This window comes from Streptomyces sp. SP18BB07 (assembly GCF_036322545.1).
In the GTDB taxonomy this organism is placed as follows: Bacteria; Actinomycetota; Actinomycetes; order Streptomycetales; family Streptomycetaceae; genus Streptomyces; species Streptomyces deccanensis.
In genome coordinates this window covers 25,422-38,499 of record NZ_JAQYWT010000307.1, presented here as the reverse complement: position 1 = coordinate 38,499, position 13,078 = coordinate 25,422, and the positions used below count along the sequence as shown (strand labels likewise).

At 73.6% G+C, this 13,078-nt stretch carries 8 protein-coding genes; 5 read left to right on the top strand and 3 right to left on the bottom strand.

The window, feature by feature from the left end; genetic code table 11:
- The first annotated feature begins 109 nt into the window (after positions 1-109).
- The 5 genes from PUR53_RS19675 (at position 110) to PUR53_RS19655 (ending at position 9,370) form a co-directional block, all read left to right on the top strand.
- A complete protein-coding gene (locus tag PUR53_RS19675) occupies positions 110-1,861 on the top strand; it encodes a fatty acyl-AMP ligase (RefSeq protein WP_329909087.1) in 1,752 nt (583 codons plus the stop codon).
- 86 nt (positions 1,862-1,947) lie between these two features.
- The gene (locus tag PUR53_RS19670) at positions 1,948-6,234 is read left to right on the top strand and encodes an acyltransferase domain-containing protein (RefSeq protein ID WP_443080333.1); all 4,287 of its coding nucleotides are present in this window, start codon (positions 1,948-1,950) and stop codon (positions 6,232-6,234) included.
- Between the two features lie 22 nt (positions 6,235-6,256).
- Positions 6,257-7,291: an alpha/beta hydrolase gene (locus tag PUR53_RS19665; protein WP_329909085.1), complete on the top strand. Its 1,035-nt coding sequence runs from the start codon at positions 6,257-6,259 to the stop codon at positions 7,289-7,291.
- Between the two features lie 122 nt (positions 7,292-7,413).
- Positions 7,414-8,628, top strand: a complete 1,215-nt coding sequence (locus tag PUR53_RS19660; RefSeq protein WP_329897467.1) for a PucR family transcriptional regulator — start codon at positions 7,414-7,416, stop codon at positions 8,626-8,628.
- Between the two features lie 100 nt (positions 8,629-8,728).
- Entirely contained in the window at positions 8,729-9,370 is a 642-nt protein-coding gene (locus PUR53_RS19655) for a cutinase family protein (RefSeq protein ID WP_329909084.1), read from the top strand.
- 95 nt (positions 9,371-9,465) lie between these two features.
- On the opposite strand, the gene PUR53_RS19650 is transcribed toward PUR53_RS19655, so the two are convergent.
- The 3 genes from PUR53_RS19650 to PUR53_RS19640 form a co-directional block, all read right to left on the bottom strand.
- A complete protein-coding gene (locus tag PUR53_RS19650) occupies positions 9,466-11,196 on the bottom strand; it encodes a hypothetical protein (protein WP_329909083.1) in 1,731 nt (576 codons plus the stop codon).
- 110 nt (positions 11,197-11,306) lie between these two features.
- A complete protein-coding gene (locus PUR53_RS19645; protein ID WP_329897470.1) occupies positions 11,307-11,909 on the bottom strand; it encodes a hypothetical protein in 603 nt (200 codons plus the stop codon).
- 37 nt (positions 11,910-11,946) lie between these two features.
- The gene (locus PUR53_RS19640; RefSeq protein ID WP_329897471.1) at positions 11,947-12,942 is read right to left on the bottom strand and encodes a pectate lyase family protein; all 996 of its coding nucleotides are present in this window, start codon (positions 12,940-12,942) and stop codon (positions 11,947-11,949) included.
- Positions 12,943-13,078: the final 136 nt, after the last annotated feature.

Below are 13,078 nucleotides of genomic sequence, written 5' to 3'. Positions count from 1 at the left end.
GGTCCCGCCACCCCGTCCCCCGCCACCCCCGTCCGCAGTCCCCCGCCACCGCCGTCCCCCGTCACCGCTGTGACCGCAAGCCGTTCCGCGACGTGAGGAGCCATGCCCGATGGACAGCCCCCGCCCCCCGCTCGCGCCCGCCTTCCGCAGTCTGCCGGAGTATGTGCGGCACTGGGCCGAGACCACCCCCGACCGCCGGGCGTTCACCTTCGTCGACCATCCCGCGCCGCAGTCGCGCGGCGTCCACCGCACCCTGACCTGGCGCCGACTGGACCTGCGGGTACGGGCCGTGGCCGCCCGGCTCGCGGCGGAGGCTGAGCCCGGGGAGCGGGTCGCGGTGCTCTGCCCGCAGGGGACGGAGTACGTCACCGCCTTCCTCGGGGCGCTCGCCGCCGGGCTGGTCGCCGTACCGCTGTATCCGCCCGGTCTGCCCGGACAGGGCGACCGGCTGTCGGCGGTGCTGGCCGACGCGTCCCCGGCGGTCGTCGTCACGACGACCCAAGTCCTGGACGACGTACGGGAGTTGTGTGAGGCGCGGGCGGTGCGGGTCGTCGCCGTGGACCGGATCCCGGACTCGGCCGCCGACGACGGACAGCCGCCCGCCACGCCCGACGCCACCGCCGTCGCCTATCTCCAGTACACCTCCGGTTCGACCCGCACCCCGGCGGGGGTCGAGATCACCCATGCCAATGTCGTCGCCAACGCCCGCCAGGCACTGTCCGCCTACGGTGCCGACGCACACCCGGCGACCTGTGTGGGCTGGCTGCCGCTCTACCACGACATGGGGCTGGTGCTCAGTGTCGCGGCGCCCGTGGTGCGGGGGCTGTTGTCGGTGCTCATGGACCCGGTGGCGTTCCTGCACGAGCCCGTGCGCTGGCTGCGGCTGCTGGCCGCCCATCCGCTCGCGTTGAGCGCGGCGCCCAACTTCGCCTACGACTACTGTGCTTCGGCCGTCACCGAGGCGCAGAAGGCGGGGCTGCGCCTGGACGGGGTCATGGCGCTGATCAACGGCAGCGAGCCGGTCCGCCCCGGCACGGCCGACCGTTTCCACGCCGCGTTCGCCGCCCAGGGCCTCGCCCCGCAGACGCACTGTCCGTCGTACGGCCTGGCCGAGGCGACCGTCTTCGTCAGCGCTGCCCGGCCCGGCGAACCGTTGCGCGGATTCGCGCTCGACCGGGACGCCCTGGCCGCCGGCAAGGCCCTGCCCGCGCGCCCCGAGGACCCGAGGGCGGTGCTGCTGGCCGGCTGCGGCGCGCCGGCGGGCCAGCGGGTGCGGATCGCCGACCCGGTGACACGGGTCGCGCTGGCCGAGGGAGAGGTCGGCGAGATCTGGGTGCAGGGCCCCAACGTCGGCCGGGGCTACCGGAATCAGGACCGGCAGAGCCGGCGGGTCTTCGGTGCCCAGCTCGCCGATACCGCGTCCGGTCCGGGCGGATGGCTGCGGACCGGCGACCTGGGGACCGTCCTGGACGGGCAGTTGATCGTCACCGGGCGGCTGAAGGACCTCATCGTCGTCGACGGGCGCAACCACTACCCGCAGGACGTGGAGGCCACGGCCCAGGAGGCGCATCCGGCCGTACGGCGCGACCGGCTGGCCGCGTTCGGCGTGCCGGGCGGTGCCGGGGAACGGGTGGTCGTCGTCGCGGAGCACGCACGGGCCGTGCCGCTCGCCGACATCGACGTGCCGGCCCTCGTACGGACCGTCCGCGCGGCCGTCTCCGCCCGGCACGGGCTGCGGCTCGCCGACGTCGTCCTCGTACCGCCGGGGACGGTGCCCCGGACGTCCAGCGGGAAGGTCTCACGGGCGTCGACCCGTGAGCGCTATCTGGCGGGTGCCTACGCGGTGGGGGTCGGGGGATGAGCGTCGTGGGTGAGGGCGGAGGCGGGGGCGAGGGGCAGGACGAGGGCCGGGGCAGGAGCAAGGGCGACAGCGCGGACGCGCACGGGATGGCGAGCGGGAGCGGGAGCGGGGAGGCCGGCGCGGGCGGTCCGGGGCGGGTGTTCGCCGACGGCCGGGAAGGGGTGGTGCGGCGGCTGATCGCGGCGCAGGTGGCCGCCTGGAACGGCGGGGCCGCCGAGGACGTGCCGATGGACCGGCCGCTCGCGGACCTCGGGATGTCCTCGCGGGACGCGGTCGTGCTGGCCGGGGAACTGTCCCGGGCGACGGGCCGCGAACTGCCGGCGACACTCCTGTGGGAGGCGCCCACCGGGGACGCGCTGGTGGCCCGGCTGTGCGGCAAGGCTGCGGACCTCACTCCGGTGACGGACGGGGTCCGGGGTACGGGCCTCGCCCCGGTGACGGACGGGATCCCGACCGCAGCCCCCGCTCCGGCACCGGGCCTCGCTCCCGCGCTGGGCCTCGCTTCGAGCGCGGACCTCGCTCCCGTAGCGGCCCCGTCACGGCAGGCCCCCGCGCCCGGTGAGCCCGTCGCGGTCGTCGGGGTCGGGTGTCGGCTGCCGGGTGGGGTGCACGGCCCGGCGGAGTACTGGCGGTCGCTCCTCGACGGTGTCGACGCGATCCGGCGCGTCCCGGAGGACCGGTGGCGGGACTTCACGCCGTACCCGCCCGCCGACGCCCTCCCGTACGGCGGCTACCTGGACGACATCGCCGGGTTCGACGCCGACTTCTTCCGTATCACCCCGCGCGAGGCCGCGGTGATGGACCCGCAGCAGCGGATTCTCCTGGAGATCGTACGGGAGACCCTCGACCACGCCGCCGTCCCGGCCGGGTCCCTCGCGGGCAGCGCCACCGGCGTCTTCGTCGGTGTCTCCGCGCCCGAGTACGGGCAGCTCACCGGCGCCGACCCGGCCGCCGTCGACCCCTGGGCGCCGGCCGGCGGGGCGCTGAGCGTGGCGGCGGGCCGACTGGCGTACGTCCTGGACACACGGGGGCCGAGCATGGCGGTCGACACCGCGTGTTCGTCGTCGCTGGTGGCCGTGCACCAGGCGTGCGTCAGTCTGCGCACGGGTGAGAGCGATCTCGCGATCGCCGCCGGGGTGAACCTGCTGCTCTCGCCGACCGTCACCGTCGCGTTCCGGCGGGCGGGTGCCCTCGCGCCGGACGGCCGGTGCAAACCGTTCTCCAAGGCGGCCGACGGCATCGGCCGGGGCGAGGGCTGCGCGGCGGTCCTGCTGAAGCGCCTGTCCGACGCCGAACGGGACGGCGACCGGATCCTCGCCGTCGTCCGGGCCACCGCCGTCAACTCCGACGGCCGCTCCAACGGCCTCCTGGCTCCCAACCCGGCCGCCCAGCAGGCCCTGTTGCGCACCGCGTACGCGCGGGCCGGGCTCTCCGCCTCACACATCGACCACGTCGAGGCGCACGGCACCGGCACCCCGCTCGGCGACCCCATCGAGGCGGGCGCGCTCGACGCCGTCCTCGGCACGGGCCGCGACCCCGACCAGCCCCTGCTCCTCGGTTCCGTCAAGGGAAACCTGGGCCACCTGGAGTCCGCCGCGGGCATCGCCGGGCTGGTGAAGACGGTGCTCGCGCTCCACCACGACCTGATCCCGCCCTCGCTGCACTGCGCCGAGGGCAGCGCGCTGGACGCCGACGCACGGCTGCGGGTCGTGACCGAGGCCGAGCCGTGGCCCCGGTACGGCGGCACGGCCACCGCCGGGGTCTCCGGGTTCGGGTTCGGCGGCACCAACGCCCACGCCGTACTGGAGGAATGGCGGCCGGGCGCCCTGCTGCCGCCCCCGGCCGAGGAACCCCCGGCCCGCCTCCATCTCCTCTCCGACGTCGACGCCGACCGGGTCCGCGACACCGCCGGCCGGCTCGCCGACTGGCTGGACACGCCCGAGGGCGGCGCCGCGCACCCCGCCGACGTGGCGCGCACGCTCGCCGGGCGGACGGGCCGGGGGCCTGTGCGGGCGGCGGTCGTCGCCGGGGACCGCGCGGAACTGGCGGACGGGCTGCGGGCGTTGGCGGCCGGACGACCCCACACGCGGGTGCTGGTGGACGACCGGGATGTCGTCGGGCGCGGGCCGGTGTGGGTGTTCTCCGGGTACGGCAGCCAGTGGACCGGCATGGGACGCCGGCTCCTCGCCGAGGAGCCCGCCTTCGCCGCGGCCGTGGAGAAACTGGACGGACAACTGGCCCCCGAATGCGGGCTCTCCCTCTACGAGCACCTGGCCTCCGGCGACGACCTCGACCGTCTGGAGGTGGCCCAACCCGTCCTCCTGGGGCTGCAGTTGGCGCTCGCGGAGCTGTGGCGCGCGTACGGTGTCGAACCCGCCGCCGTCATCGGGCACTCCGTGGGCGAGGTGGCCGCGGCGGTGTGCGCGGGCGCGCTGGAGGTGTCGGAGGCGGCCCGGGTGGTGGCCGTACGGGCCCGGCTGCTCAGCGGGCTGCGGGGCGGGGCGATGGCCGTGGTGGACCTCGACGACACCGAACTCCCGCTGCTGGAGCGGGACTTCCCGGGGGTCCAGGTCGCCGTGCACTCCTCCCCCTGCCAGAAGGTGGTGACCGGGGAGGGCGAGCCGGTGGCCCGGCTGGTGGAGCGGCTGGAGAAGGAGGGGCGGGCCGCGCGGGCGATGCGGGTGGTCGGGGCGGGCCATTCGGCCCAGGTGGACCCGTTGTTGCCGGAGTTGACGGCGGAGCTGGCCGACCTCCGGGGCGGGCGCCCCCGTGTCCCGGTCTACTCGACCGTGCTGGACGATCCGCGCGGCGACTGCGTGTTCGACGCGGCGCACTGGGCCGCCAACCTGCGGCGGCCCGTGCGTCTCGACCGGGCGGTCGCCGCGGCCGCCGCCGACGGCCACACCGCGTTCGTCGAGCTCTCCCCCCACCCGGTCCTGGCCCGGGCGATCACGGACAACGCGCCCGGCGCCCTCGCCCTCGGCACGCTCCACCGGGACGCCGACACCTCCGCCGACTTCCTGAGCCGGCTGGGCGCCCTGCACACCGCCGGGTCGCGGCTCCCGCGGCCTGCAGGGCGCGTCATCGACCTGCCCGCGCCGCGCTGGCGACACGCACGGCACTGGTGGACGGACGGCCGGGCGGGGGTCGCGGGCGGGGACCGCGCGGCGTGGGAGGGCCGTACCGAGGGCCCGGACGTCGGGCCCGCGCCCACGACGTGGCCCACCGGGCAGGAGCGGGACGCCTCCGTCTCGGCTCGCCTCTGTCACCACATCGCGGCCGTCACCGGGCACCCGGCGACCCGTATCACCCCGGCCACCGCCTTCGCCGAACTGGGCCTGGACTCGCTGATGGCGGTCCGCATCCGCTCCGCCCTCCAACGCGAGTTCGACATCGAACTCCCCCTGCGCGACCTCCTGGGCGCCGGCACGGTCGAGGTGACGGCGTCCCGCATCCAGCGGGCACTGTCGAGGGAGGAGGGGCCGGCCGAAGCCACCCCGGTCGCACCACCCTCAGCGGTGACGGCTGAGCACCCCCTGCCCCAGCCCATCCGTCCCCTGGGCCCCCTCCTCCGCCCCCTCCACCCCTCCGGCTCCCGGCCCCCGCTCTTCCTCGTCCACGCAGCCGGAGGGACCACCGACGTCTACCGGGGCCTCGTCGAACGGCTCGGCGGGGAGCGGCCGGTGTACGGGATGGAGCGGGTCGACGAGGCCCGTACGGTCGTCGAGAAGGCCCGGCGGTACGCCGAGGCCGTGGCCGCCGTGCACCCCGACGGGCCCTGCCTGCTGGGCGGTTGGTCGTTCGGCGGCTTCGTCGCACAGGAGGCGGCCCGGCAGCTCACGGCCGCCGGGCGGGAGGTGCGGCTGGTGGTGCTCATCGACTCCGTGCGGCCGCTCCCCCGCGCCGAGGAGACACCGGGCGAGCGGATCCGCGCCCACCTCACCGGCTTCGCGCGCCACGTCGCCGACACCTACGGGGTCGAACTGGAGCTGCCGTACGACGAGTTGGCCGCGACCGAGGACGACGGCGAGCGAATCGACACCGTACTGGGGGCCCTGCGCGAGGCCGTCGACGTGCCGCGCGCGGCCCTCGATCACCAGCGGTCCTCCTATGTGGACCTGCGGATCGGCGAGGCCCACCGACCCGGCCGCCACGACGGGCGGGTGGTGCTGTACCGGGCCACCGAGCCGGCCCCGCACACCGTGCGCGACCCCTCGTACGAGCGGGACGACGAGGCGCTCGGCTGGGACGAGGTGTGCCCGCGTCTGACGGTCGTCCGGGTCGCGGGTCACCATCTGTCGCTGCTCGACCCCCCGCACGTCGACGAGATCGCCGCCCATCTGCGGCGGGAGCTCGCCGAGGAACACCGTTGACCCCGAGCCGAGGAGAGCCGCCATGTCCGATGCCACCGACCGCACCACCGCGATGTCCCGTCGCGCCCTCACCAGAGCGGCCGCCGTGACCGGCGTGGCCGCCCTCTTCGGTGCCGCGACCACCCGGACCGCCGGGGCGGCGGCGCCCCGCACCCCCACCCGGCGCCCCGGCCGGGCGGCCACCACGACCACCACCCCCGCCCCAGGCACCGCCCCCGGCACCGTCACCCGCCTCGGCCCCCGGACCCTCGACGTCTCCCTCCCCTCGGCGGCCCTGGGCCGCAGCGCCCCGGTGCGGCTGATCCTCCCCTCCTCCTTCGACGCGCTGCCCGCCCGGAGGTATCCCGTGCTGTACCTCCTCCACGGGGCGCACGACGACCACACGTCCTGGACCCGGGAGACGGACATCGAGGCGTTCACCGCCGGCCGGGAGCTGATCGTGGCGATGCCGGACGCGGGGCCGACCGGCATTCCCACCGCCTGGCACGACGGACCCGACTACGAGACGTTCCAGGTCTCCGAGGTCCCCGCGCTGCTCGCCCGCGACTACCGCGCGTCCGGGGTCCGGGTGATCGCCGGTGTCTCCACCGGCGGCTACGGCGCGATGGCCCACGCGGCACGTCACCCGGGGAGGTTCGCCGCGGCGGCCTCGTACAGCGGCATCCTCGACACCATGGCACCCGGGGTGCCGAACCTGATGGAAGCCATCGTGTCCCGCGAGAACCTGGCGCCCCGGTCGCTGTGGGGCAGCCCGATCCTGAACGTGCTCACCTGGCGGGACTTCAACCCGCGTTCCCGGGCGGCGGGGCTGCGCGGCACCCCCCTGTACGTGTCGAGCGGCAGCGGAGTGGTCGGCGGTATCGGCGACTGGCTCCCCGAGGCGCTGGAGAGCCTGCTCTGGCCGTCCGCCCACGCCTTCACGGACACGCTCGCGTCGCTCCGGGTGCCGGTGACGACCCACTTCTACGCGGGCGGAGGGCACGGCTGGGCCTACTGGAAGCGGGAGTTCGGCGCATCATGGCCGATGCTCGCCGGTGCGCTGGGGGTGCCGGCGTGAGGCCGCTGCCGTCGGGGCACGGAACGGAGCGCAGGGGACGTCCGTCCAACCCAGGAGTTGTCCCTCGCCCCACGGGCACCGGCCCGCGGGTGAGCCGCCTCCGGGTGAAAGGAGGGTCCGCCGTGGCTGCCCCCGTCCCGCCGTACGGCGTACCGAACGGTCCCGGCGCCGCCCCGGTGCCGCCCGAACTGGTCAAACTGCTGCGCGAACATTTGAAGGATGTCGCCGACCAGGTGGAGGAGGAGGTGTGCAGACAGGTCCCGGAGTACGCCTCCCGGTCGCTCGACGGAGCGAGCCGCGCACTGCTCAGATCGGGGGTCGTGCAGGCGCTCACCCTGTTCGTCGACCACATCGCCGATCCGCGCGGCCGGGGAGACTCGATCACCGCGATCTATCACGAGCTGGGGCGTGGCGAGGCGCTGGAGGGCCACAGCCTCGAAACACTGCAGTCCGCGCTGCGGGTCGGAGGGCTGCACGCCTGGCGGCTGCTGGGCCGCACGACGGAGGAACTCGGGTTGGACTCCTCGGTCATGGCCAGGCTGGGTGAACTGGCGTTCCGGACGGTGCACGAGGTGGCCGAGGCCGCGGCGGCGGGGTACGCGGAGGGGCAGCTGCGCAGCACGGACGAGCTGGAACGGCGCCGAGGGCGGCTGCTCGCCCTGCTGCTGGGCGAGAGGCCGGTGTTGCCGGAGGCGGTGCGCGACCTGGCGCATGGCGCCCGGTGGTCCGTGCCGACGCACGTCGCGGTCGTCGTCCTCGCGGCCTCGCCCGACCGGCGGGAGGAGCGGCCGTTGGCCGCCGCCGGGGCGCTGGTGGACATGGAGTCCCGGCCACCACGGATGCTTGTGCCCGACCCAGACGGCTCGGGCGGCTTCGGCGGCAGGGCGTTCACGCTCGCGCTGCGGGGGCGGCCGGCCGCGATCGGGCCGTCGGTTCCGCTCACGGAGGCCGCCCGGTCGCTGCACTGGGCCACCCGGGCGCTCGGGTTGATGGGGCGCGGCATCCTGCCCCGGCAGGGTGTGGTGCGCTGCGCCGACCATCTGTCGACGCTGCTGCTGTACAGCGACGAACCGCTGCTCGCGCGGCTCCAGACGCGCGCGCTGGCCCCGCTGGAGGCGGTGGCGGAAGGGCCCCGGGGCCGACTGGCCGAGACGCTCCTCGCGTGGCTGCTCAGCGGCAGCAACGTGCCCGATGTAGCCGCTCGTCTCCATATCCATCCGCAGACGGTCCGCTACCGCCTGCGTCAGTTGGAGAAACTCTTCGGAGACGCCCTGCACGACCCCGGCACCCGTCTGGACCTGATTCTCGCGCTCACCTCAGCGCAAAAAGAAAACTGATTCCTGAATTTCCATCCATAACACTCGGCACGATCCAGCGAATAGCTTCGGGACGTCCTTTCCGCAGGCGCTCCTCGCGCCCCACCCTCAAAGGATCCCCATGCGTATCCGCTTGTGTCTCGCCGCGCTCTCACTGGTCGGCGGGGCCGGACTGGCCACCGTCTCGGCGCCCGCCGCCACGGCCGCGGCCTGCACGGACATCGACGTCGTCGCCGCACGCGGCACCTTCGAGCCGGGCACGCTCGGCTTCATCGTCGGTGACCCCGTGTATTCCGCGCTGCAAAGGAAAATCACCGGCAAATCACTGTCCAGCTACAAGGTGAACTACCCTGCGGACCTTTCCCTCACCTCGGCCGCGCAGGGCAACACGGATCTGGTGAACCACGTCAGGAGCCAGGCGTCCTCCTGCCCGAACCAGCGTTTCATCCTGGTCGGCTATTCGCAGGGCGCGAACGTCGTCGACAACTCCATCGGCATCAGCAGCGCCGGCGCGGTCGTCGGCAGTCCCATCGTGGCGACCATCCCCGCCGCGCTCGAACCGAGGGTCTCCGCGGTGCTGCTGTTCGGCAACCCGATCCGGGCCATCGGCAAGAGCATCACCGGCACCTACCAGAGCCGCACCATCGACTTCTGCGCCGCCGGCGACCCCGTGTGCGAGAACGGCGGCGGCGATGTGGGAGCCCACCTCGGCTACACCGCGAACGCCGACGCGGCGGCCGCCTTCGCCGCGACGAAGGTCTGAGGCCCCGGCCCACCGGTGGACACAAGGTGAAGGGCCCGGGAGGAGAGATCCTCCCGGGCCCTTCTTCCATGGGGTGAACCGATGTGCGGCGAGGGCTAGTTGGGGTTCCGCGCGAACTCGGTCAGGCTCGTCGAGACGGGCTCGGGGCGGCCGTTGTTCTGGGTGGGCGCGGCGGTCAGCACGTCCAGGTGCTGGTAGCCGTCGGCGACCACCGGGTCCAGGTCGGCCGGGACCCGGCCCGCCAGGAGTCCGTCGCCCGCGAGCACGGTGAGCGTCGGGTTGGCGGTGAGCCCGTCCGGGTGGACGACGAGCCGCTTCACCTGCGGCGAGGTGGCGAGTTGGAGGTCGGTGACGAGCTTGGTCGGGAAGTACTGCTCGGTGAAGTCCAGTGGCTGCTGGGCCATGCTGCGGGCCAGTTCCTGGATGTCGGTGACCTCCTTGCCCGCGTCGGTGAACGGGGTCCCGTCGGCCGACCGGTAGCCGGGGTCGTCGGGGTCGCCGACCCGGTCGTAGTTGCGCCAGGAGTAGAGCGGCCCGCCGGGCCGGTCGGGGATGGCCTTGTACTCGCTGCCGAACAGCGCCGGTTGCGCGGAACTCCCGTTGGCGACGGGGAAGTTCTTGTCGACGATCGGGCCGCCGTCGAAGAAGCCCACGCTGCTCTGGAGGAACGCCAGCGGCACCGAGTGGTCGTCCATCAGCGCGCCGAGGACCGCCTCGTTGGTGAGCCGGAAGTCCTTCACCGCCGGTGAGCCGGAGAGGAAGGTGGCGGTGTCCTCGGAGAACAGGAAGCGGTTGGTGACCTCGATGTTGGTGTTCAGGGGCAGGTAGTCCGGCAGGGTGGCCTCCCCGTCCGGGTCCTGCAGCGCGCCGAGGCCGGTGATGGCCAGCAGGGTCATCATCTCGGGGTTGAGGAGCACCGGCGCGGAGAGCGTGCGGGAGAGGACCCCGCTGTCGAGCCCGGCCTGCACGGCGCCGTAGCCGAGGCCGATGTCGGGCAGGTTGGTGTCGTCCGGGATGCTGCCGCTGAGGTCGGCGAGGGAGGTGGAGACGGTGGTGTCGAGGGCGAACCAGCCACCGCACTGCCGGTGCCCGGCGTCGGCCGTGGTGGTCCGGTCGCCGTCGAAGTCGGCGGTCGCGAAGTAGCCGGTGATCACCCCGCCCAGCGAGTGCCCTCCGCACAGCAGCTTCTCCTTGCGCACCCGCGGGTCGGGCAGTTCGGCGGTGAGCAGCTCGTACTGGTCGCGGACGGTCCGTTCGATCCCGAGCTTCGCCATCCAGCCCAGTTCGCCGTTGCCGACGAAGCCGTCGAAGGTGTGGCCGTCGACCTGCTTGTCGCGGTAGTAGTAGTCGACGGCCGTGTGCTGGTCGCCGGAGGCCACGCCGGTGCGGTCCTCCAGGCAGTTGGAGCGCCGGTCCAGCGCCCAGAACTCGATGTGCCGTCCTTGTTCGGCGGCGCGGGCGACGGTGTTGCGGGCGACGCTGTCGAAGGCTCCGGCGCCCTCCAGGATGCCCGGCTGGGCGACGAGGATCCGGTCGGCGTCGGCCGAGGCGGCGGGCCCGTCGGCGGATCGGTAGCGCAGGTACGACAGCCAGTCGCACGCCGCCGGTCGCGCCCCGAAGGACGCCGGCAGGGGCGCCCTCACCCGGACCAGCGTCTCGGTCACCCCGTCGACGGGGCTCGTCGACGCGACGGCCGTCTCGGTGCGTGCGCTGTCGCCCCGGGCGTCCGGGGCTGCCCCGGTGACCGCTCCGACGGTCAGCAGCACCGCCAGCGCGGCACCGCGCAGCGCCCTCAGGTTCTTTCCCTTGCTGCGACTCGTGTTCATGCTGGGACGGTAGGACCGCGCGAGCGGCCCCACCGTCCCATGCTCACAACAACGCAGCCACCGTCGGCCCCTTTGTCACCAGGCACCAACCACCGCTGCCCGCACACGACTCACAGTCCGTCGCTCACCATCGCGGACACGATCCGGACGTGCCGGTCGGCCGCCGTGCCGGAGAACTCGTTGTCGTAGTTCAGCCCGTACGGCCAGAAGTGGCCGCCGCCGGTGGAGATCTTGGCGCTCGCCCCGTCGTACTGCCGGACCAGCGCGGTGGCCCCCGAGCCGGTCCAGGTGCCGCTGCCGCCCAGCCGCGACCAGCCCGCGCTGGTGCCGACGCCTATGGTGTGCGCGATCTCGTGCAGCGCGGTCCGCTCGTTCATGTAGCTGCGGTTGGAGCCGAAGCGGATGGTTCCGTTGATGTTGCCGTCGGCGGTGGGGACGCCCGGCTCGTAGCGGACGGTGATGGTCTTGCCGAGGTCGCTGAGGTTGTTGTACCGGGCGACGGCCGCGTTCATGGCGGCCGTGATGGTGGCGTACGCCGACTGCTGGTCCTGTGTCGGGTTGCTCGCCCGTACGAGGGTCCAGGTGATGGTGGCGGCCGCCGCCCGCTCGCCGGGCACGGGCCCGGCCTGCGGGGCAGCCTGCGCGACACCGGGTCCGGCGAGCAGCACGGCCGCCAGGGCGGCCATGACCACCTTCCTGCGCGGTGAGTTCATGGGGCTCTCCAGTTTTCGTGGGGGGGGTGGGGGGAGTTCAGGCACCGATCTTTCCGGTGCCTGCCCCGGCCCGTACGAGGGCCGGGACGTCCGCGGCGGGGTCCAGCGTGTACGCGTAGTACGTGCGGGGCTCGACGACCGTGCCGTTGGTCTCGCACGTGCCGGAGCCGGCGAAGACGTTGTTGCGCTGGACCAGTCGGCCCGGTCCCGAGGCGTCGTAGCCGCTCGCGGAATAGCAGGGGTGGGGGACGCCCTCGAAGTGGTTGCCCTCGACGACGACGCCCGCGTTCATCGTCGAGGCGACGCCGTAGATGGCGTTGCCCTTGTAGTAGTTGTTGTAGACGTGCACCGGCTCGCCGAACCGGACCCGGGGGTGCCGCTGCCGTGAGCCGTCGAAGAAGTTGTGGTGGACGGAGACCTTCAACTTGCCCGTGTCCTGGCTGCCGTTGCCGTCGGAGTGCCCGAGCAGCATGCTCTTGTCGGTCTTGTTGAACCAGTTCCAGGAGACGGTGACGTACTCGGCGGCGCGGACCACGTCCACCGCCCCGTCGAGCGGGGCGACGAACTCGTTGTGGTCGATCCAGATGTGGTGGGACTCCCGGCCCACGCTGATGGCGTCGTCCTCGGCGTTGGTGAACCTGATGTTCCGCACGATGACGTTGAAGGAGCGGTAGAACTCCAGGCCGCCGCCGTCGATGACGGCCGAGGGACCGACCCCGATGATGGTCTTGTTCGGGCGGACGCCTTGTTTGCTGGTGATGTCGATCGTGCCCTGGACCCGGATGACCAGCGGGCCCGTGGTGTCGATGTACTGCAGGAACTGCTCGGTGGTGGTGGCGGTGACGGTGGGTCCGCCGGCCCCGCCGGTGGTGCCGTTCTGTCCGAGCGCGTTGACGGCGGCGAAGCCGGTGGGGGACGTCTCCGCGAGCGGGGCCGACCGCGCGTCGGCGGCCGCTCCGGCCTCGACGTGCGCGGCCGCTGCGAGCAGCAGGGCGAGCGTGAGTGCGGAAAGCGTGCGTGACGACGACCTCATGTGGTTCCTCCCGGGACGAGTGGGGGACGTTCCTGGGTCCTGCGAATTCGCGTGAATCCGTGCACACAAGGGCTAGAAAGCGCTTTCAGTTTCCTGAATGCTAAGCACGTGTTTTGGGCATGTCAACGAGATCGCG